Annotated in this window: 22 protein-coding genes; 11 read left to right on the top strand and 11 right to left on the bottom strand. The window is 68.1% G+C overall.

Annotated elements, in window-relative coordinates; all coding sequences use genetic code 11:
* Positions 1–42: 42 nt before the first annotated feature.
* Positions 43–708 carry a YitT family protein gene (locus tag CQ042_RS08720; RefSeq protein ID WP_105670088.1) on the bottom strand — a complete coding sequence of 222 codons (666 nt, stop codon included), beginning with the start codon at positions 706–708 and terminating at the stop codon, positions 43–45.
* A gap of 94 nt (positions 709–802) precedes the next feature.
* Between CQ042_RS08720 and CQ042_RS08715 the strand changes: the two genes are divergently transcribed.
* Positions 803–2,206 (top strand): PLP-dependent aminotransferase family protein, encoded by a 1,404-nt coding sequence (locus CQ042_RS08715; protein WP_105670087.1) that lies wholly within the window; start codon positions 803–805, stop codon positions 2,204–2,206.
* Positions 2,207–2,346: 140 nt separating this feature from the next.
* On the opposite strand, the gene CQ042_RS08710 is transcribed toward CQ042_RS08715, so the two are convergent.
* Positions 2,347–2,850, bottom strand: coding sequence for a DUF3145 domain-containing protein (locus CQ042_RS08710; protein ID WP_028501717.1), 504 nt, complete (start codon positions 2,848–2,850; stop codon positions 2,347–2,349).
* A gap of 199 nt (positions 2,851–3,049) precedes the next feature.
* On the bottom strand, positions 3,050–3,823 hold the full coding sequence (locus CQ042_RS08705; RefSeq protein ID WP_105670086.1) for a hypothetical protein: 774 nt from the start codon (positions 3,821–3,823) through the stop codon (positions 3,050–3,052).
* Between the two features lie 176 nt (positions 3,824–3,999).
* Here CQ042_RS08705 and CQ042_RS08700 point away from each other — a divergent pair, with 176 nt between their 5' ends.
* Genes CQ042_RS08700 through CQ042_RS08690 form a run of 3 tightly spaced genes read left to right on the top strand, consistent with a single transcriptional unit; the run spans position 4,000 to position 7,591 of the window.
* The gene (locus CQ042_RS08700) at positions 4,000–6,003 is read left to right on the top strand and encodes a DUF262 domain-containing protein (protein WP_105670085.1); all 2,004 of its coding nucleotides are present in this window, start codon (positions 4,000–4,002) and stop codon (positions 6,001–6,003) included.
* Positions 6,000–7,253: an alpha/beta fold hydrolase gene (locus CQ042_RS08695; protein ID WP_105670084.1), complete on the top strand. Its 1,254-nt coding sequence runs from the start codon at positions 6,000–6,002 to the stop codon at positions 7,251–7,253. Before CQ042_RS08700 ends, CQ042_RS08695 begins: the two co-directional genes overlap by 4 nt.
* A 56-nt stretch (positions 7,254–7,309) precedes the next feature.
* Positions 7,310–7,591, top strand: a complete 282-nt coding sequence (locus tag CQ042_RS08690; RefSeq protein WP_105670083.1) for a hypothetical protein — start codon at positions 7,310–7,312, stop codon at positions 7,589–7,591.
* A gap of 93 nt (positions 7,592–7,684) precedes the next feature.
* Here CQ042_RS08690 and CQ042_RS08685 read toward each other — a convergent pair whose 3' ends face one another.
* The 3 genes from CQ042_RS08685 to glgA all read right to left on the bottom strand — a co-directional run bounded on the left by CQ042_RS08685 (position 7,685) and on the right by glgA (position 10,021).
* A complete protein-coding gene (locus CQ042_RS08685) occupies positions 7,685–7,942 on the bottom strand; it encodes a type B 50S ribosomal protein L31 (RefSeq protein WP_028501712.1) in 258 nt (85 codons plus the stop codon).
* 91 nt (positions 7,943–8,033) lie between these two features.
* Positions 8,034–8,819: an ABC transporter ATP-binding protein gene (locus tag CQ042_RS08680; protein WP_105670082.1), complete on the bottom strand. Its 786-nt coding sequence runs from the start codon at positions 8,817–8,819 to the stop codon at positions 8,034–8,036.
* Between the two features lie 17 nt (positions 8,820–8,836).
* Entirely contained in the window at positions 8,837–10,021 is a 1,185-nt protein-coding gene (gene glgA, locus CQ042_RS08675) for a glycogen synthase (RefSeq protein WP_105670081.1), read from the bottom strand.
* Positions 10,022–10,067: 46 nt separating this feature from the next.
* On the opposite strand from glgA, the gene CQ042_RS08670 reads away from it, so the two are divergent.
* Genes CQ042_RS08670 through CQ042_RS08660 form a run of 3 tightly spaced genes read left to right on the top strand, consistent with a single transcriptional unit; the run spans position 10,068 to position 12,735 of the window.
* Complete coding sequence (locus CQ042_RS08670; RefSeq protein WP_105670080.1) at positions 10,068–11,309, top strand: glucose-1-phosphate adenylyltransferase; 1,242 nt, start codon at positions 10,068–10,070, stop codon at positions 11,307–11,309.
* A 50-nt stretch (positions 11,310–11,359) separates the two neighbouring features.
* Complete coding sequence (gene serB / locus CQ042_RS08665) at positions 11,360–11,995, top strand: phosphoserine phosphatase SerB (protein WP_105670079.1); 636 nt, start codon at positions 11,360–11,362, stop codon at positions 11,993–11,995.
* A 44-nt stretch (positions 11,996–12,039) separates the two neighbouring features.
* The gene (locus tag CQ042_RS08660; protein WP_105670078.1) at positions 12,040–12,735 is read left to right on the top strand and encodes an alpha/beta fold hydrolase; all 696 of its coding nucleotides are present in this window, start codon (positions 12,040–12,042) and stop codon (positions 12,733–12,735) included.
* Between the two features lie 15 nt (positions 12,736–12,750).
* Here the strand turns inward: CQ042_RS08660 and CQ042_RS08655 are convergent, their stop codons facing one another.
* A complete protein-coding gene (locus tag CQ042_RS08655) occupies positions 12,751–13,461 on the bottom strand; it encodes a beta-ketoacyl-ACP reductase (RefSeq protein ID WP_105670077.1) in 711 nt (236 codons plus the stop codon).
* A gap of 141 nt (positions 13,462–13,602) precedes the next feature.
* Between CQ042_RS08655 and CQ042_RS08650 the strand changes: the two genes are divergently transcribed.
* The 4 genes from CQ042_RS08650 to CQ042_RS08635 are packed head-to-tail and all read left to right on the top strand — an operon-like array spanning position 13,603 to position 15,542.
* Entirely contained in the window at positions 13,603–14,139 is a 537-nt protein-coding gene (locus CQ042_RS08650) for a DUF4190 domain-containing protein (protein ID WP_146115368.1), read from the top strand.
* A 55-nt stretch (positions 14,140–14,194) separates the two neighbouring features.
* Entirely contained in the window at positions 14,195–14,542 is a 348-nt protein-coding gene (locus CQ042_RS08645; protein WP_105670075.1) for a DUF3099 domain-containing protein, read from the top strand.
* Positions 14,539–14,733: a hypothetical protein gene (locus CQ042_RS08640; RefSeq protein ID WP_105670074.1), complete on the top strand. Its 195-nt coding sequence runs from the start codon at positions 14,539–14,541 to the stop codon at positions 14,731–14,733. The genes CQ042_RS08645 and CQ042_RS08640 overlap by 4 nt, the downstream gene beginning before the upstream one ends.
* Positions 14,730–15,542 (top strand): SURF1 family protein, encoded by an 813-nt coding sequence (locus CQ042_RS08635; protein WP_105670073.1) that lies wholly within the window; start codon positions 14,730–14,732, stop codon positions 15,540–15,542. The genes CQ042_RS08640 and CQ042_RS08635 overlap by 4 nt, the downstream gene beginning before the upstream one ends.
* Positions 15,543–15,557: 15 nt before the next feature.
* Here the strand turns inward: CQ042_RS08635 and CQ042_RS08630 are convergent, their stop codons facing one another.
* The 4 genes from CQ042_RS08630 to CQ042_RS08615 are packed head-to-tail and all read right to left on the bottom strand — an operon-like array spanning position 15,558 to position 18,934.
* A complete protein-coding gene (locus CQ042_RS08630) occupies positions 15,558–15,992 on the bottom strand; it encodes a cupin domain-containing protein (RefSeq protein ID WP_105670072.1) in 435 nt (144 codons plus the stop codon).
* A complete protein-coding gene (locus tag CQ042_RS08625; protein ID WP_181157503.1) occupies positions 15,989–16,579 on the bottom strand; it encodes a pyridoxal 5'-phosphate synthase in 591 nt (196 codons plus the stop codon). The genes CQ042_RS08630 and CQ042_RS08625 overlap by 4 nt, the downstream gene beginning before the upstream one ends.
* A gap of 43 nt (positions 16,580–16,622) precedes the next feature.
* Positions 16,623–17,291, bottom strand: coding sequence for an HAD family hydrolase (locus tag CQ042_RS08620; protein ID WP_105670071.1), 669 nt, complete (start codon positions 17,289–17,291; stop codon positions 16,623–16,625).
* Positions 17,292–17,335: 44 nt separating this feature from the next.
* The gene (locus tag CQ042_RS08615) at positions 17,336–18,934 is read right to left on the bottom strand and encodes an ABC-F family ATP-binding cassette domain-containing protein (protein ID WP_105670070.1); all 1,599 of its coding nucleotides are present in this window, start codon (positions 18,932–18,934) and stop codon (positions 17,336–17,338) included.
* Positions 18,935–19,046 lie beyond the last annotated feature (112 nt).

Below are 19,046 nucleotides of genomic sequence, written 5' to 3'. Positions count from 1 at the left end.
GAATCCCGAGGGCCTCTCCTGCTTCCAGGCTCCGGTCGGAGCTCAGGTGGAACGCAGAGCGCCGAGCCGCCGTGAGCGTTCTTCCCGCATCCGCGTGATGCGCGGCAGGAACCAGCCGATCAGCGGGCCGACACCGAACGCGAAGAGCACGGTTCCGACGCCGACCGGGCCGCCGAGCAGGAACCCGACGAGCAGCACGCTGCCTTCGATCAGCGTGCGCACGATCCACACCGCCCACCCGGTGCGCCGGACGAGCCCCGTCATCAGGCCGTCACGGGGGCCGGGGCCGAAATCCGCGGCGATGTAGAGACCGGTGGCGAAGGCCAGAAGCAGGAGCCCGAAGACGAACATCGGCGCACCGATCCAGACCGAGGCCGGCTGCGGGATCAGGGCGAGAGCGAGATCGGCGCTCGGACCGACCAGGAGCGCGTTCAGCACGGTTCCCAACCCCACGCGCTGTCTCAGCGGGATCCACAGCAGCAGCACGACGATCGACACGAGGACGGTCATCGTGCCGTAGCCGAGCCCCGTCTGTCCGGCGAGACCGAGCGCCAGCACGTCCCACGGCGCCACGCCGATGCCGCCTCGGACCATGAAGCCCAGCGCGACACCGTAGAGGAAGAGGCCGACGAGGAGCTGCACGGAGCGCTCGATGAGGTCACGCCGACTGGTGGCGGTGATGGGGAGGAGCACGGAGCGCGGGAGCATGCTTCCACTCTGGCGTCTGGACCGCCCTCTGCAGCGAACCACTCGGGGCAAAGTGGCCTGCATACCTGAGGCCACTTTGCGCCATGCTGTAAGCATGGGATCACGACTCGTCGAGCAGCTGGGCGCGCACAACGTCGCGGGAGCGACAGCGGCTGCGCTGGCGGACCAGATAAGGGCCTTGATCCTCGACGGTCGGCTGACGGTCGGGGAGCGACTGCCGAGCGAGCGGTCCCTCGCACTCGAGCTGCGCCGCTCGCGCTCGACGATCACTCGCGCATACGGGCTGCTGGAGACCGACGGCTACGTCTCACGTCTGCACGGGGGAAGCACCAGGGTCACGCTTCCGAACGGGCATGCCGCTCCGGGTGCGGACGCCGACGACGATTCCATCGACCTGTCCATCGCCTCGATGGATTCCACCCCTGGGCTGTACGACGCGACGGTCAGGTCTCTCCCCCGCCTCGCCGCACTGCGCGGCACGAGCGGCTACTCCCTGCGCGGGCTCCCCGAACTCCGCGATGCGGTCGCTCAGCGCTTCAGCGAACGCGGAGCACCCACCTCTGCCGACGAGGTCATCATCACGTCGGGAGCCCTCAACGCGGTAAACCTCATCCTCACCGCGATCGGACGACGGGGCGAGAGGGCGCTCGTGGAGCAGCCGACGTTCCCACACGCGCTCGAAGCGCTCCACCGCCACGGGTACCGCCTCGTTCCCACGCCCGTCGACGTCGACGGCTGGGACACCCGGCACCTGAACGAGACGTTGCTCAGCGCGCGACCGCACGTCGCCTATCTCATCCCCGATTTCCACAACCCCACCGGGGCCACGCTCCCCGACGACGAGCGGTCGCGCGTCGTGACGACCGCGCGCAACGTGGGCACCCACCTGATCGTGGACGAGACGACCACGGAGCTCGACATCGACCGGGGGTGGGCGCCGGCGCCGATGGCCGCGAGTGGACCGAACGTCATCACCGTGGGCTCGATGTCGAAGATCGCCTGGGGCGGCATGCGGATCGGCTGGATCCGGGCGGAGCGCTCGATCATCGCCCGTCTGCTCGCCGTCCGCCCCTCCTTCGAGCTCGGAACCGCTCTGCTGGAACAGTGCATCGCGGTGGAGCTGCTCTCCGACGTGCCCGCATTGACATCGCACGTCCGCCGACGTCTGCACGCGGGACGGGCGTCCGTCGAGGCCGGCGTGGCCGGAATCCCCGGTTTCCGGATGCCGCCGACGCCGGGAGGTCTCTCCGCGTGGGTCGACATCGGGGCCCCGCTCTCGACGTCCCTGTCACTCGCCGCGCGTGAGAGGCGGCTCATCCTGCCGCCCGGCCCCCGCTTCACGACGGGCGGTGTACTCGAACGCCGCCTGCGGATCCCCATCACTCTGCCGCCGGAGCGCACGGCAGAGGCGATGCAGCGCCTTGCGCTGGCCTGGGACGATGTGCGGGGCGGAACCCGCGCGCGTTCCGAGGAGCTGCAGCACGCGGCGGTGATCTGACCTGCACGACGAGGACCCCGCCTCGTTTCCGGGGCGGGGTCCTCGTCGTGCGAAGCGGGGATACGTCTTCTCAGCGTCCGGGATGATTCACCGGCATCCGATACTCACGCCTCCCCCGCTCCCGGTCTGTGGAGTCGGGACTACCCGACCTTGTGGAGCCAGACGACTCTGGCGTCGTCGCTGGCGTGGCGGAACGGTTCGAGTTCCTCGTCCCAGGCGGAGCCGAGGGCGATGTCGAGTTCGCGCTGGAGCTCGACCGCGCTGCCAGCGGCGATCTCCATCGCGTAGCGGATCCGGTCCTCGCCGATGACGATGTTGCCGGCCGCGTCTGTCTGCGCGTAGTGGATGCCGAGGTCGGGTGTGTGCAGCCAGCGACCGCCGTCGCTGCGTGGGGTCGGGTCCTCGGTCACCTCGAAGCGGAGGTGCTCCCACCCGCGGATGGACGTCGCGAGAGCAGCACCGGTACCGACGGGGCCGTCCCAGTAGAACTCGGCACGTCGCGCGCCGTTCAGGACAGGCTGCTCGGTCCAGTCGAAGTTCACCGCACGCCCGATAGCGCGACCCACCGCCCATTCCAGGTGCGGGCAGAGCGCGCGAGGCGCAGAGTGGATGAACACCACTCCGCGTGCGTAAGCCGTCGCCATGATCTCTCCGTTTCATCAGGTGCGTCTTCCCCAACGACCTGAACCACGAAGTGGCGAGAATATGCGGTTGTGCGCCCATTCTCGCCGAGTTCGACAGAAATCACAAGCATGTGATTCCCCACGACGAAGGCCCCGGTCGCGGGGACCGGGGCCTTCGGACGTATCGACGGGTCAGCGACCCCTCAGTTGAGGACGGGGATCAGGCCTCGCTCATGGCCTGCTTGACCTGCTGGCCCTTGGCCGCGTAGTAGGCCGCGCGAGCAGCATCCTTGCGCGCCTGCTCGGCGTAGCCGAACTCGAGCGTCTCCTGGTCGACCTCGTAGTTGGGCACGTCGTCGGTGCCGTTGTACTTCTCGATGTAGGCGTCGAGCTCGGGGCCCGAGGTCCACGACGTGATGAGGCAGTAGCGGGGCTCGGTGCCGTTGTGGGTGGCCGCGTGCCACAGGCGCTGCGTGTCGACGATGAGCTGCGCGCCGGCCGGCAGGGCGATGCGGTACTCGATGCTCGGGTCGGTGCGGTTCTCGCGCAGGACGAAGTAGCTGTCCTTGTCGTCCGTCAGGTTGAAGAAGCCTCGCACGACCCAACCGGTGCCGTCCGGGTTCAGACGGTTGTTGTCGTCCTGGTGCAGGTTGTAGAGGCAGTCGCCGTACGGGGTCGGCTGCAGCTCGATGACGCGGCAGCGGCCGACGTTGGCTCCCGGCTCCTGCGCGCGACGCGTGAGGTTCGGGGCCTTCTCGGTCTGCGAGTCGATCCAGACGCCGTCCTTGTCGGTGCGCGGCGGCTTGTGGTTCCAGAAGCCGTTGCACTCGATGTCACCGAAGGCACTGGCGAGAGGGGCGAAGCGGGTGTCACCCGACGACTTCCAGTCGTTGTACTCGATGTCGAGCCATTCCTTGGGGTCGAGCTCCTGGTTGTAGCTGTCGAGGACGACGAATCCCTTTTCCTCGAGGGCAGCGGACTTGATGTAACCCATGATCGAGTCATGTTCCTTTCATCGGGGGCCAGCACGTTTTAACAGGCCCTGATAAGGCAAGCCTAACAGCGAAGCCCGCGAGCCCTTCGGAGGTCCGCCGTGCATAACCGAATAGACTGATCCGGGCGCCTGGCGAGTCCTCGGCACCCATGGCAATGGGAGGACGACACACCAGCATGAGCACCGCGACCAACGTCGAGGCGACGGCAGTCAACACGATCGAATGGCTCGCGGCGGGCACGAACACCATCGTCGTCCCCGTGTATCAGCGGCAATACCGGTGGGACATCGGCGGCTGCGAACGCCTTCTCTCCGACATCCGTGCCGTCGCGCGCGAAGACAAGGCGCACCGTCACTTCATCGGATCCATCCTCTCCGCCCAGGACGGCGGGACGGGCGAGACCGACCTGATCCTCATCGACGGCCAGCAGCGCATCACCACCCTCATGCTCCTCGTGGCCGCCCTGCATCACGCGATCCGCGACACCGACTCCGCGCTGGCCGCCGAGCTCGCACGTGTCCTGGTGCGCTCCGACGCCCCCGGCCGCACGAAGCTGCGCCCGCACGATGCCTGGGCGGACCTGTACGAGTCGGTCGTGCTCGATCAACGCGGTGACACCGACCGGGAGTCCCGCTTCGACGACAACTACGCGTTCTTCCGCAGTCAGATCCATGTCGAAGAGGTCCCGGTCATCTGGCGCGGACTGCAGAAGCTCGAGCACGTGTCGATCACCCTCGGTGCGCAGGCGAACGCCCAGCAGATCTTCGAGAGCCTGAACTCGACGGGTGAGCCGCTGCGTGACCACGAGCTCATCCACAACTACATCCTGATGGGGTTGAGTCATGCCGAGCAGGTCGACGTCGAGGCCCGCTTCTGGGTGCCGATCGAGCGTCACACCGGCGAGGCGATCGGGGCCTTCTGGCGGCACTACCTGGTGCTCGTCACCGGCCGCGAGGTCGCAGCGAACGGTGAGCACGGGGTGTACAGCGCGTTCCGGAAGTCGTTCCCCCGGGTCGACGTCACCCATCTGCAGGCCGATGCCGCCGAGTGGCGGCACTACGCCGAGATCTACGGCATCCTGCTGGACCCGTCGCGGGAGCAGGACCCCGAGATCGCGCAGCAGCTGCGTCACGTCAACACATTCGGCCGCTCCTCGTATCCGCTCGTGATGAGCGCTTACAGCGATCATGTGCGCGGCGCCATCGAGCGGTCGGAGCTCGTCGAGACGCTGGAGTGGCTCCAGGCGCTGTACCTCCGACGTGCGCTGGTGAATCTGCCGGCCGAGCGACTCATCGCGCGACTCTGCCGTGCACGCCGCGACGGTCACGATGCGCTCGCCCGCGCCTTCGCCCGGATCACGCCGTCGGATGAGCGCGTGAGCGCCGTGCTGAAGTACAGCGAGCTCCCCCATCCCGCCTACGTCCTCGGACGCCTGGAAGGCGTGGACGACCTCGACTCCTTCGACATCGAGCACATCGTCCCCGTCGTGCCCGGCGACGCGTGGTCGGGTGACGGGGAGCGGGCATGGGTCGACTACTCCGAGGACGAGCAGAACAGTCACCGCGCCCTCGCTCCGACCCTCGGCAACCTGACCCTGCTGGAAGAGGCGCTGACCGAGCGTGTGTTCGGGGCGTCGTTCCCCGTCAAACGGTCTGAGGCATACGCCCGCAGTGCCGTTCCGGCCACGCGTGACCTTGCCGCGGTCCCCACCTGGAACACGGCCGCGATCACGCAGCGCACCGTCGCGCTCACGTCCGACCTGATCCGCATCTGGGCCCGCCCCGCGCTGCCCGAGATCGACGACGACGGCCTGACGCCGATCCTGGACGCCGTCCGCCGGCGCGGATGGCCGACCGGATGGGAGCGGGAGTTCGACTACGTCGAGTACCGCGGTGAGCGCTGGGAGGTCCCGGATGTCAAATACCTCTTCAACCGGGTGTTCCGACGTGCGTGGACCGATACGCGTGCGGCGGCGCTCGCCTATTGCGCCACCCACGGCGGACCGATCTACCAGGACATGGCCTGGAAGGGGCAGTGGGATGAACTCGACGAGTCCCACTTCCTCTACATGGGCTGGGATTCCAACTACATGATGACCGCCGTGCAGGGTGTGCTCGAGGAGTCGGGCATCGCCTCGGAGGTCTTCGTCAAGTACTCCTACATCGGAAATGTGATGTGAACATGAGCACCGTCATCCGTCAGCTGCTGGATCTCACCGTCGAAGAGCACACGCTCACCGTCCCTCTGGTCTGGGGCGACCCGTCCGACACCCGCACGATCGACATCTTCGCGCGCGTCGTCACCCGCGAAGGTGGGGAGTCGCTCCCCTACCTGGTCTTCCTGCAGGGCGGTCCCGGGCATGAGGCTCCGCGCCCGTTCCACTCGTCGACGTCACCGGCCTGGCTGGATGAGGCACTCGCGCACTATCGCCTGGTGCTCCTCGACCAGCGCGGCACCGGGCTCTCCACGCCGGTCGGCGATCAGGATCTCGCACGCGGGACCGAGGCCGTGGCCGAGCACCTGACCCATCTGCGCGCTGATGCGATCGTGCGCGACTGCGAGGCGATGCGCGAGCACCTGGGCGCCGCCACCTGGAGCGTCCTCGGACAGTCGTTCGGCGGTTTCACGACCCTGGCCTATCTGACGACCGATGCGGCATCTCTCGAGGACGTGTTCATCACGGGCGGCCTGAGCGCCGTCGGACGCCACCCCGACGACGTCTACGCGCTCTGCTACGACAAGATGCGCTCGGCCTCCGAGCGGTACTACCGGCGCTTCCCTGAGCACCGGGACGCGATGCGGCGCCTGGTCGATCTCGCGGATGCCGGCGACATCGTCCTTCCCGACGGCGAGATCGTCTCGCGCTCACGGTTGCGATCGATGGGCTCGGCCCTCGGCACCGACGACGGCTGGCAGGCCGTGTGGTCCCTCCTGGAGCGTGATCCCTCCTCGAATGCCTTCCGCTACGACCTGATGCACGCGATGCCTTTCGACGGTCGGAACCCGCTGTACTTCGCCTTCCACGAGTCCAGCTACGCCGACGGGCATGCCACCCGGTGGTCCGCCGAGCGCACGGAGCCGACCGATTTCCGCGAGGACCCCACGCTCTTCACCGGCGAGCACATCCGGCGCGACTGGACCGAGACCGTGCCGGCCTTCCGCCCCTGGCGCGACGTCGCCCTCGCCCTCGCCGAGTTCGAGTGGCCGCAGATCTACGATGCGGCAGCGATCGCCGCGTCGGGAGCGACCGGCGCGGCGGCGGTCTACGTGAACGACGTGTACGTGCCCTACGAGTTCTCGCTCGAGACCGCGAAGCTCCTCCCGGGCGTGCAGCTCTGGCAGACGAGCGAGCACGAGCACAACGGGCTGCGCTCGGGACCGGTGCTCTCGCGTCTGATCGATCTGGCGCACGGACGTCGCGTCCGCTGAGAGGATCCCCCGAAAGGAGGATGCCCTCGGCCCACCCGCCGCCTACCCTGGAGGGCATGGAAGAGGGCGTGGGTGTGATCGTGACGGTCGGTGTGCTCCTGCTCCTCGTCTCCGCCGCGATCGTCATGATCGCCTTCGGGTTCTCGAAGGTCCCCATCGAGAAGAAGTACGAGACCGGCGGTGCTGGACTCGGCGGCGCGTTCGATGCCGTCTGGTCGCCGACCGCGCACGACGCGGGTATGGAGCGCGACCGTCAGACGCAACGGACCGCGCCGTCGCCATCACCCGGCGATCCTCCGGACGCGATCGACGACGGCCGGATCCGGCTCGAGATCTGAGGCATCGGCATAGCGCCCGTCACGAAACGCAGCGCCGGGTACGACGAAGGCCCCACGCTCCGCGGAGCGTGGGGCCTTCGTCGATGGCAGTCGTTACTTGGACGAGCCGCCGAAGCCCTTGAAGCGCTGGTTGAACTTCTCGACGCGGCCGGCCGAGTCCATGATGCGCTGCTTGCCCGTGTAGAACGGGTGCGAAGCCGACGAGATCTCGACGTCGATGACGGGGTACTCCACGCCGTCCAGTTCGATGGTCTTGTCGCCGGTCACGGTCGAACGGGTGAGGAACGTCTCGCCCGAGCCGAGGTCGCGGAACACGACTGCCTTGTACTCGGGGTGAATGTCAGTCTTCATGGGATTCCTTAGTTGCTGCCCTGGATTGTGCCAGGGACGAGGGAAGTCTGCGGTGCAGTGAGCACCAAGGATCGATTCTATCAGACGCTGGTCAGGCTGCTGCGCGGGCGGCGTAGCGGCCGTCTTCGCTGCTGAGCACGATCGGCATGCCGAACGTGTCGGTGAGCGTCTCGGCTGTGAGCGTCTCGGCGATCGGGCCTGCAGCGACGACGGCACCGTCACGGATCAGCATGACGTGAGTGAACCCCACGGGGATCTCTTCGACGTGGTGCGTGACCATCAGCATGGCCGGGGTGGTCGGCGAGGACGCGTACCCGCTGAGGAGCGCGAGCAGCTCCTCACGGGAGCCGAGGTCGAGCGAGGCCGTCGGCTCATCGAGCAGCAGGAGCTCCGGGTCGGTCATCACGGCTCGCGCGATCTGGACCCGCTTCTGCTCGCCGTCGCTGAGCGTTCCGAAAGTGCGGTCGGCCAGGTGGTCGAGGCGCCAGTCGCCGAGAACCCGGAGCGCGCGGCGCTCGTCGATGTCCTCGTAGTTCTCGTTCCAGCGTCCGAGAACGGAGTAGGCGGCGGTCAGCACGGTGTTGAGGACCGTCTCGTCGCGGGGGACGCGCTTGGCCATCGCCGAGGAGGCGAAGCCGATGCGCGGGCGCACCTCGAACACGTCGGTGCGCCCCAGGGTCTCCCCCAGCACGGTCACCGTCCCCGAGGTCGGGTGCATGAGCGTGTCCGCGAGCTGCAGGAGTGTCGTCTTGCCCGCGCCGTTCGGGCCGAGGATCACCCATCGCTGGTCGTCATCGACCCCCCAGGACACGTGATCGAGGATGTTGCGCCCCTCACGGCGCACGACGACGTCGGTGAATTCCAGAGCACTCGGCATGCTCCCAGCCTATCGGCTCAGGCGGTCAGCTCCGCGTAGAGCGCGCGCGTCGTCTCGGCGATCGCCGCCCAACTGAACTCGTCGCGTGCGCGTTCGCGTCCGGCCTCACCGTAGGCGCGCGCCCGTTCCGGATCCATGGCCACCTCGGTGAGCACCGCGGCGAGGTCATCCACGTAGCGCTCCGGGTCGACGGGCGTGCCGGTGCCGTCCTGCAGTTGCTCGATCGGCACGAGACGTCCGGTGATCCCGTCGGCGACGACCTCCGGGATCCCGCCGGTCGCGGTTCCGACGACAGCCGCTCCGCATGCCATCGCCTCGAGGTTCACGATGCCCAGCGGCTCGTAGATCGACGGGCACACGAAGGTCGTCGCCGCCGTGAGGATCGCCGACAGTTCATCACGCGGCAGCATCCGCTCGATCCAGATCACGCCGTCCCGGCTCTGCTGGAGCAGCCGTACGCCCTCCTGCACCTCGGCCATGATCTCCGGCGTGTCCGGTGCTCCGGCACACAGCACGAGCTGCACCTCCGGCGGGAGCAGTCGTGCCGCCTGCAGCAGATACGGCAGCCCCTTCTGCCTGGTGATGCGTCCGACGAACACGACGGAGGGACGTGCCGGGTCCATACCTATCGACTGCACGAAGGCCGCATCCTGCACGGGGCGCCAGCGCTCGACGTCGATGCCGTTGTGGATCACGCGCACCCTGTCCGGATCGACCTGCGGGTAGCTGCGCAGGATGTCGGCCCGCATCCCGGCGCTCACCGCGATCACTGCCGCCGCGTTCTCGTATGCGAGCCGCTCGATGCCGCTCGAGATCGCATACCCTCCCCCGAGCTGCTCCGCTTTCCAGGGGCGAAGCGGCTCGAGGCTGTGCGCGGTGAGCACGTGCGGGATGCCGTGCAGCTGCGAGGCGAGGTGGCCGGCGAAGTTCGCGTACCAGGTGTGGCTGTGCACGACATCGGCCTCGGCGATGGCCGAGACGATCTCGAGATCCGTGCCCAGCGTCTGCAATGCCGCGTTCGCTCCTGCCAGCTCGGAAGGGGCGCGATAGGCGAACGTGTCAGCCTCGTCGCGAGGCGATCCGAACGCGCGGACCCGCACGTCGACGTGCTCCCTGAGGGCTGCGACGAGCTCGGCGACGTGCACGCCGGCACCGCCGTACACCTCCGGCGGATACTCCTTCGTGATCATTTCAACTCGCATGTCTGAACGCTAGTACAGCGAGGACGAAGGCATCTATGGTGGAGCCATGTCCGCTCCAAAGAAGGTCTTCGGGATCATCCTCGCCGGCGGCGAGGGCAAGCGACTCATGCCTCTCACGGCCGACAGGGCGAAACCGGCAGTGCCGTTCGGCGGACAGTACAGACTCATCGATTTCGCGATCTCCAACCTCATCAACTCCGGGCTGCGCCAGATCGTGGTGCTCACGCAGTACAAGTCGCACAGCCTCGATCGACACATCTCGCAGACCTGGCGCATGTCCGCCCTCCTGGACTCGTACGTGACCTCCGTGCCCGCGCAGCAGCGTCTGGGCAAGCGGTGGTTCTCCGGCTCGGCAGACGCGATCCTGCAGAGCATGAACCTCATCAACGACGAGAAGCCCGACATCGTCGTCGTGATCGGCGCCGACCACGTCTACCGGATGGACTTCCGTCAGATGCTCGAAGCGCACATCGAGTCCGGCGCGAAGGCGACGGTCGCCGGGATCCGCCAGCCGCTCGCCCTGGCCTCGCAGTTCGGGGTGATCGACGCCGATGCGGAATCCGGACGGATCAAGCAGTTCCTGGAGAAGCCGACCGACATCGCCGGGCTCGAGGACTCGCCCCACGAGGTTCTCGCCTCGATGGGCAACTACATCTTCGACGCGGACGCGCTGATCGCCGCTGTCGAGGCCGACGGGGAGTCGCCGGTGTCCGGGCACGACATGGGCGGCGACATCGTTCCCTACTTCGTCGAGCGCGGCGAGGCGGGCTACTACGACATGAAGCAGAACGAGGTCCCCGGGTCCTCCCCGCGCGACCGGTCGTACTGGCGTGACGTGGGGACGATCGACTCCTTCTACGACGCGCACCGCGACCTGATCTCGACACTGCCGATCTTCAACCTCTACAACATGGAGTGGCCGATCCATTCGCAGGCGGTCAACTCCCCGCCCGCGAAGTTCGTCCGCGACTCGGTCGGTCGGATCGGCAACGCCATCGATTCGATCGTCTCGCTCGGTTCCGTGCTCTCCGGCACGCACCTGGAGCGCAGCGTGGTCGGACCGTGGACGCTCGCCGGAGGCGGTTCGACCATCACCGACTCGGTCGTGTTCGATCATGTCCACGTGGGTCAGGGCGCGCGCGTGCATCGCGCGATCCTCGACAAGAACGTCGTGCTGGCCGACGGCGCGACCGTCGGCGTCGACCGCGAACGCGACCTGGAACGGGGCTTCACCGTGACCGAGTCCGGGATCACCGTCGTAGGCAAGGGCGTCTTCATCGAGCGCTGAGCGCGTCACGTGGCACGGCGGGCGTGCGCCGGATCGCTAGGCTCGACGGTGTGACCGCCACGCGCTTCCTCGTCGTCCTCGATGCCGATTCCACCCTCATCCGCAACGAGGTGATCGAGCTGCTCGCCGACGAGGCGGGGCGCCGTCCCGAGGTGCAGGCGACGACGGAGGCGGCGATGCGCGGCGAGCTCGACTTCGCCGCGAGCCTGCGCTCGCGGGTCGCAGCCCTCGAGGGAGTGCCCGTCGAGGCGTTCGAGCGCGTGCGCGCGCGGATCGAGCCGACCCCCGGAGTGCAGGAGCTCACCGCGGCGATCCACGACCGCGGCGGTGTCGTCGGCGTCGTCTCCGGCGGCTTCCACGAGATCCTCGACGGCGTCGCCCCCGGACTCGGCGTCGATCGTTGGCGCGCGAACCGCCTCGAGGTCGTGGGTGGCGAGCTCTCGGGGCGCGTCGACGGCGACATCGTCGACGCGGCGGCGAAGGCGACCTCGCTGCAGGAGTGGGCCGTCGAGCTCGGCGTCGCGCCGCACGCGACCATCGCGATCGGCGACGGCGCGAACGATCTGCCGATGATGGCGGTCGCGGGCCTCGGCCTCGCGTTCAATGCGAAGCCGGCGGTACGAGCCGCCGCCAGTCTCGTCATCGGCCCGCAGGACCTGTCCGAGGTCATCGCTCTGCTGCCGTAGGAAGACCCGTGGAGAATGTCCACGGTCACCGCTAGCGTCGGCTCATGGACATCATCCTCATCCCGGGACTCTGGCTCGACGCCTCCAGCTGGGAAGACGTGATCCCCGGGCTCGAAGCGGCCGGACATCGCGTGCATCCCCTCACACTCCCCGGATTCGGTCAGCCGGCGTCGGTCTCGTCGGAGATCGGCATCGCCGACTGGGTCGCCACGGCCACGGCCGCGGTCGACGCCGTCTCAGGAGACGTCGTCGTGGTCGGGCACAGCGGCGGCGGGAACGTCGCCTGGGGCGTCGCGGATGCACGCCCCGAGCGGGTGAGCCGCGTCATCTTCGTCGACACCGTGCCGCCGCCTCCCGGAAACGGCATCAGCGAGTTCGACATCGTCGACGGGGTCGTGCCGTTCCCGGGGTGGGACTTCTTCCCGGACGAAGACGTGAGCGATCTCGACGACGCGACGCGAGCGCGCACGGCACCGCTCACCCGCAGCGTCCCTGCGCGTGTCCCGACCGACGGCATCGCGCTCGAGAATCCGGCACGGCACCGGGTTCCGGTGACCCTGTTGATGGGCGGCCTCGATCAGCAGACCTTCGAGGGGATGATCGATCAGTGGGGCGCCTACGCCGACGAGTATCGAGCGATCCGCGATGCGGAGGTCGTCAGGATCGGCTCCGGCCACTGGCCTCAGTTCTCCGTCCCGGAGCGACTGGCCGCCCTCGTCGACGCGGCGATCACGCGGTGAAACCGCGTCTCGGGGTCAGTGTCCCATCCCGAGACCGCCGTCGACGGGGATGACCGCACCCGAGATGTAGCCGGCATCGTCGCCCGCGAGCCAGGTCACGACACCGGCGACCTCGTCGGGCGTGGCGAAACGTGCGGCGGGGATGCTCGCCTTGTACTGCTTCTGGGTCTCTTCGGGGAGCTCCGCCGTCATGTCGGTCTCGATGAAGCCGGGGGCGACGACGTTCGCCGTGATGCCGCGAGCTCCGAGCTCGCGAGTGATCGAACGGGCGAAGCCCACCAGCGCGCTCTTCGAGGCCGAGTAGTTCACCTGGCCCGCGGAACCGTACAGACCGACGACGCTGGAGATCAGGATGATGCGGCCGAAGCGTGCACGGAGCATGCCCTTGGAGGCGCGCTTGACGACACGGAACGTGCCGCCGAGGTTCGTCGCCACCACGCTGTCGAAGTCGTCCTCGCTCATGCGCAGCAGCAGCGTGTCCTTCGTGATGCCGGCGTTCGCGACGACGATCTCCACCGGCCCGAGCTGCTGCTCGACCTCGGTGAAGGCGGCATCCAGCGCGGCGGCATCCGTGACATCGGCGCGGACCGTCAGCGTGCCCTCCGGCCCCTCTCCGCTGCGGGCGGTGACGGCGACGCGATAGCCGTCACGCACGAAGCGCTCCGCGATCGCACGGCCGATACCGCGGTTTCCGCCGGTGACGAGGACGACGCGCTCAGCGCTCATGGGACACTCCTGCTCGGGGCCGGTGACTCGTGGTTTCCGAGCCGTCATCGATCCTACCGACGATGCCTCCGGCGACCGTCGTTCCGTGTTTGACAGGCAGGGAACGGTGCTGGGAATCTGGTCCAGACGAAAGGCTTCATCGTGAGCGAAAACCACAGTCCGTCTCCGAGTGGCGAGCCGCCGTACGCACCACCCCCGTCTGCTCCCGGCGCCCCTGCGGCCACCCCCGCACTCCCGGCATACCCGGTGCAGCCCGTCCCGCAGCCGATGCAGAGCTACCCCGGCGCCCCACCGGCATATGCGCCCCCGGGACAGGCACCGCCCGGCTTCCCACCCGCGCAGCCGGGATATGCCCCGTACGGCGTGGCGTCCCCTCCCGTATTCGCCCCGCGTCCCACGAGCGGACTCGCCGTCACGGCACTGGTCTGCGGCATCGCCGGAGCCGTCCTGTTCTGGGCGCTCATCCCCGTCCTCGCCTCGATCGCCGCCGTCATCACGGGCCACCTGGCGCTCGGACAGATCAAGCGCGACCCCGGGGTCGGAGGGCGAGGGCTCGCCATCACCGGCCTGATCCTCGGGTACGTCGTGATCGCGATCAGCGCCTTCACGCTCGTGGCCACCATCATCAGCTTCCTGTTCGTGGGCGCGTTCAGCCTGCCGTTCCTCCTCTCGAGCTGAGCAGCCGGAGGAACGGCACGCCGGGAGGCCTGCACCGGCGTAGGCTTGAGACATCGTGAAGAACGCGCGTCAAGTCCCGGCCGTCACCTCACTGCCGCAGTCTCCGCGGGATGAGGCTGACCACCGTGTGCGCCGTTATGCCCTGACCATGACGATCCGCATCGTGTGCTTCGCTCTGATGGTGCTGGTCCAGCCTTACGGGTGGTACACGTGGGTCTTCGGAATCTCGGCTGCGGTGCTTCCCTACATCGCCGTGGTCTTCGCCAATGCGGGCAGCGACAGCACCGAGACCGGTGCCGAGTCCCCCGTGCAGGAACTGGACGCCCCTGGACCCGCGCCGATCGAGACCGACACGACGATTCCCCCGGTGTTCACGATCCACGAAGGCCCGAAAGACCGATGACAGACCTCGTATGCTCGCGCGCCGGCTGCCGGAGCGCGGCGACCAGACAAGTCGTGTGGCGCAACCCGCGCATCCACGCCGCCGATCGCGAGAAGATCTGGCTGGCGTGCGACGAGCACGTGGAGTTCCTCCGCGACTACCTGGCAGCGCGTGACTTCCCGGTCACGGTCCGCGATGGAGTCCCCGCATGAGCGGACGTCTGACCCGGTGGACCGTCTACGTGCTCATCGCGATCGGCTTCGCTGTCGCGTGCGTCTTCCTCTCGAACTGGCAGTTCGAGCGCAATGAGACCAGGGCCGCGCAGATCGAGCTGGTCGAGCAGAACTACGACGCCGACGCCGTGCCGCTGGCCGACATCATCGGCGAGGACGGCATGCTCGACCCGTCCGATGAATGGCATCCGGTGATCCTGCAGGGCGAGTACCTCCCCGACGAGCAGCTGCTGGTGCGGAACCGCCCGCATGGGGGGACGAGCGCCTTCGAGGTGCTGGTGCCGTTCCGTGACGTCGACGGCCGCGTCTTCATCGTCGATCGGGGCTGGGTGCCCCCGGGCGACGGCGATGCCCCGGATTCGGTGCCGGCTCCGCCGTCGGGCGAGGTCGAGGTGACGGTGCGTCTGCGCCCCGGCGAACAGCTGCCCGCCTCGGGGCGCGGCGCACCGGACGGGCAGGTCCCGACCATCCATCTGCCCTCGATCGCCCAGACGGTCGGCGGCGATGTGATCACCGGCGCCTACGGGCGGGTGATGACGGAGGAGCCCGCCGGTGACGGTGCGCTGGGCGGCTTCGACTCCCCCACCGACGATCCGGGACCTCACCTGTCATACGCCATCCAGTGGATCCTCTTCGCCCTCATGGGCTTCATCTTCATCGGATACATCATCCGCACCGAGATCGTGAAGCATCGAGAAGAAGTCGAAGGCATCCCCGCTCCCATCCGGAAACCCCGCCGCAAGGATCACGACGCCGACGTCGAGGACGAGCTGCTCGACGTGCGCTGAGCGCTGGGCGGACGATCAGTCCTGCCACGGCATCGGACGCTCCGGCAGACGTGAGCTGTCATCGGGAAGATGCGGCAGCTCCTCCCCGCCCGCACGAAGACAGAGCCAACGCAGTTCCCCCTCGCTGTCCGGTCGCGCACGCCAGGTGCGCGCGACGCCCTGTCCCACGCGGATAACCGTCCCCGGACCGACCTCGACCACGTCGTCGTCGAGGCCCATCTGGCCGCGCCCGCCGAGGAACACGTACACCTCTTCGACTTTCCGGTGCACGTGCCAGTATCCGGCCTCTTCGCCGGGCTCCAGCGCGTTCGCCGTCATCCCGATGTACTGCATGGTCAGCTCGTGGTCGACGACCCGACGACCGTCACGCGAGCGCGCCGCATCGAATCCTCCGTGGTGCTCCCGCCATTCGTCGAGCGACCCGATCTCGACCACCTGATACCCGCTCATCCTCGCTCCTTCGTGGTGACCGTGCGCGTCCACCCGCTGTTCGCGCGCTCGTAGACGATCCGCGTGTGATCGCGGTCAGCGGATCCCTGCCAGAACTCGACGCGCGTCGGGATGATCCTCCAGAGCACCCATTCCCCTGGCCCGATTCCGTCGCGGGCCGCGACGGATCGCGCGGCGAGGTCTGCGGCGCTCTCCTCCACCGAGGCCTCGCGGACCAGCCCGCGGACTCTGACCGCCCGCATGAGCGCCGGCCACCAGAAGTTCAGCGCCGCCGATGGGCGTGCGGCCAGCTGGGCGCCCTTCCGGGATGACCGTGGTCCGGCGAACGCCCAGCCGCGCTGACCGACGTCCTTGAGGATCAGGGTCCGAGCATCCGGTACGTCGTCCTCCCCGATGGTCGCCAGGGTTGCCGCATGCGGTTCGGGGACGCCCTCGGCGGCTGCCTGCCCGAGCCAGCCGACGAACAGCGGAACCGGTTCATCGGGGAGTCCCGCGAGGTCGAGCGGTGGCGCGATCCCGGTGAGTGAGGGCTGCGCACGCAGCCAGACATTCATCTCCGACACGGGGAGCGTCCACTCGGCCACCATCCTCCGATAGTGCCACAGGGTCTCCGACGTGGGCGCGGACCACTCAGGCGAGGTCCGCCAGATGGGCAGGGCTCTGCCGAGGTGCAAGCAGCTCGACCACTTCACCGAGCGCCGTGATCCGGAGGGTCTCGCCCGACCACGCCTGATGCCCTCCATCGAAGTGCACGAACGGCGTGCCGAGATCGTCGGCGATCTCTCGATCGTGATTGGTGTCGCCGATGACGAGCACGTCACGCGCCGCCAGCCCGGACCTCGACAGCCACCGCGCGATGACATCGTGCTTGGATGCACGGTAGGGGTCGTCGATCGACAGCACCTCCTCGAACGCGTCGTCCAGCCCGTACGGCGCCATCTGCCCCGCGAGAGCGTCCGGAAGCGTCGCCGAGGCGAGAATCTGTCGGACGCCGCGCGCACGGAGCGCCGCGAGCGTGGTGCGGGCGCCGTCGTGGAGCCGCGCTTCGCCCACCCGCGTCGCGAGCAGTGCGAGATACACCGAGGCCGCCGACACGAACCGGTCGTCATCGAGTCCGACGGAGCGGTAGAAGTCGCGGATGGGGAATCGGAAGACCGACCGGTACGACTGCCCATCGACGAGAGGAGAGAGGCCCTGCTCCTCGAGCACGGAGTTCATCACCTGACGGCAGATCTCCGCGTCGTCGAGCAGCGTGCCGTTCCAGTCCCAGCACACGGCTCGGATGCGTCCCAGATCCATGCTCGTCACCGTATCCCGGGCCGCCGACACGGGATGCAACGCTGCTAGGCGAGCTCGATGAGGTCCTGGTACTCCTGGCTCCAGATGTCCTCGACGCCATCCGGGAGGATCAGAACGCGCTCCGGGTTGAGCGACTGCACCGCTCCCGGGTCGTGCGACACGAGGACGACGGCGCCTTCGTAGTGCGCGAGCGCCCCGAGGATCTCCTCGCGTGACGCGGGATCGAGGTTGTTGGTCGGCTCGTCGAGCAGGAGCAGGTTCGCGGACGACACGACGAGCGTCGCGAGCGACAGACGTGTCTTCTCGCCACCGGAGAGCACCCCGGCGGGTTTGAGGACGTCATCGCCCGTGAACAGGAAAGAGCCGAGCACCTTGCGCGCCTCGGTCTCGGTGATGTGCGGTGCGGCAGAGACCATGTTCTCGAGCACCGAGCGGCTGACGTCGAGGTTCTCGTGCTCCTGGGCGTAGTAGCCGACCTTGAGGCCGTGGCCGGGTTCGAGCTGCCCCGTGTCGGGCTGGTCGACGCCCGCGAGCATCCGCAGCAGCGTGGTCTTGCCCGCACCGTTGAGGCCGAGGACGACCACCTTGGACCCGCGGTCGATCGCGAGATCGACATCGGTGAAGATCTCGAGCGAGCCGTACGACTTCGACAGTCCGCTCGCCATCATCGGCGTCTTGCCGCAGGGGGCAGGCTTCGGGAAGCGCAGTTTGGCGACCCGGTCCTCCTGGCGGACCTCGTCGAGTCCTGCGAGCAGCTTCTCGGCGCGCGCGATCATCTGATGCGCAGCGGCAGCCTTCGAGGCCTTCGCTCCGAAGCGTGCCGCCTGCAGCTGCAGCGTCGTCGCCTTCTTCTCGGCGTTCGCGCGTTCCTTCTTGCGGCGCTCCTCATCGGCCACCCGCTGACGCAGGTAGTTCTTCCAGTTCATGTTGTAGGTGTCGATGATCTGGCGGTTCGCGTCGAGATAGAACACGCGGTTCACGGTCTCGCCGACGAGCTCGACGTCGTGGCTGATCACGATCAGCCCGCCCTTGTAACCCTTGAGGAACTCGCGCAGCCACACGACACTGTCGGCGTCGAGGTGGTTGGTCGGCTCGTCGAGGATCATCGTCTGGGCATCGGAGAAGAGGATGCGCGCGAGCTCGATACGACGACGCTGGCCACCGGACAGGGTCGACAGCGGCTGGTCGAGGATACGGTCGGGCAGCGAGAGGTTGTTGGCGATCGACGCCGCCTCCGCCTCGGCCGCATAGCCTCCCTGCGCTTCGAACTGCTCGGTGAGGCGGGCGTAGCGCTTCATCGCCTTGTCCGCGATGGCGGGATCGTCGGACCCCATCGCGAGAGCCGCCTCGGTCATCCCGAGGTTCAGCTGGCCGAGCCCTCTGGCATCCAGGATGCGCGTGCGCGCGAGGTCCTCCGGGTTGCCGGAGCGGGGGTCCTGCGGCAGATAACCGAGCTCGCCCGAACGGATCACGCTGCCGCCGGAGGGCAGCACGTCACCGGCGAGCACCTTGGTGAGCGTGGTCTTCCCGGCCCCGTTGCGACCGACGAGTCCGATCTTGTCTCCGTCGGCGACGCGGAACGAGACGTTCTCCATCAGCAGGCGCGCGCCAACGCGGATCTCGAGGTCGTGCACGGCAAGCACAGCGGACGTCCGTTCTTTCAGGGAGGTTGTTCGGCCGATCGGCCAGCCTCCCAGTATAAGCGGCCTGACCGGGAGCCGCGGTCAGCAAGATCAGCCCGGAGAGTGAGGCCTG

The organism is Microbacterium sp. MYb62 (assembly GCF_002979475.1).
GTDB lineage: Bacteria > Actinomycetota > Actinomycetes > Actinomycetales > Microbacteriaceae > Microbacterium.
This window is presented reverse-complemented; position numbering and strand designations above follow the sequence as displayed.

What these genes read in the sequence shown, in the direction of transcription:
- CQ042_RS08655 (WP_105670077.1), bottom strand. Translation starts at nt 13,461, where the DNA reads ATGAGCGCTGAGCGCGTCGTCCTCGTCACCGGCGGAAACCGCGGTATC.
- CQ042_RS08635 (WP_105670073.1), top strand. Translation starts at nt 14,730, where the DNA reads ATGAGCGGACGTCTGACCCGGTGGACCGTCTACGTGCTCATCGCGATC.
- CQ042_RS08705 (WP_105670086.1), bottom strand. Translation starts at nt 3,823, where the DNA reads ATGGGTTACATCAAGTCCGCTGCCCTCGAGGAAAAGGGATTCGTCGTC.
- CQ042_RS08720 (WP_105670088.1), bottom strand. Translation starts at nt 708, where the DNA reads ATGCTCCCGCGCTCCGTGCTCCTCCCCATCACCGCCACCAGTCGGCGT.
- CQ042_RS08625 (WP_181157503.1), bottom strand. Translation starts at nt 16,579, where the DNA reads ATGGTGGCCGAGTGGACGCTCCCCGTGTCGGAGATGAATGTCTGGCTG.
- CQ042_RS08640 (WP_105670074.1), top strand. Translation starts at nt 14,539, where the DNA reads ATGACAGACCTCGTATGCTCGCGCGCCGGCTGCCGGAGCGCGGCGACC.
- CQ042_RS08715 (WP_105670087.1), top strand. Translation starts at nt 803, where the DNA reads ATGGGATCACGACTCGTCGAGCAGCTGGGCGCGCACAACGTCGCGGGA.
- glgA (WP_105670081.1), bottom strand. Translation starts at nt 10,021, where the DNA reads ATGCGAGTTGAAATGATCACGAAGGAGTATCCGCCGGAGGTGTACGGC.
- CQ042_RS08690 (WP_105670083.1), top strand. Translation starts at nt 7,310, where the DNA reads ATGGAAGAGGGCGTGGGTGTGATCGTGACGGTCGGTGTGCTCCTGCTC.
- CQ042_RS08660 (WP_105670078.1), top strand. Translation starts at nt 12,040, where the DNA reads ATGGACATCATCCTCATCCCGGGACTCTGGCTCGACGCCTCCAGCTGG.
- CQ042_RS08685 (WP_028501712.1), bottom strand. Translation starts at nt 7,942, where the DNA reads ATGAAGACTGACATTCACCCCGAGTACAAGGCAGTCGTGTTCCGCGAC.
- CQ042_RS08680 (WP_105670082.1), bottom strand. Translation starts at nt 8,819, where the DNA reads ATGCCGAGTGCTCTGGAATTCACCGACGTCGTCGTGCGCCGTGAGGGG.
- CQ042_RS08670 (WP_105670080.1), top strand. Translation starts at nt 10,068, where the DNA reads ATGTCCGCTCCAAAGAAGGTCTTCGGGATCATCCTCGCCGGCGGCGAG.
- CQ042_RS08700 (WP_105670085.1), top strand. Translation starts at nt 4,000, where the DNA reads ATGAGCACCGCGACCAACGTCGAGGCGACGGCAGTCAACACGATCGAA.
- CQ042_RS08620 (WP_105670071.1), bottom strand. Translation starts at nt 17,291, where the DNA reads ATGGATCTGGGACGCATCCGAGCCGTGTGCTGGGACTGGAACGGCACG.
- CQ042_RS08630 (WP_105670072.1), bottom strand. Translation starts at nt 15,992, where the DNA reads ATGAGCGGGTATCAGGTGGTCGAGATCGGGTCGCTCGACGAATGGCGG.
- CQ042_RS08710 (WP_028501717.1), bottom strand. Translation starts at nt 2,850, where the DNA reads ATGGCGACGGCTTACGCACGCGGAGTGGTGTTCATCCACTCTGCGCCT.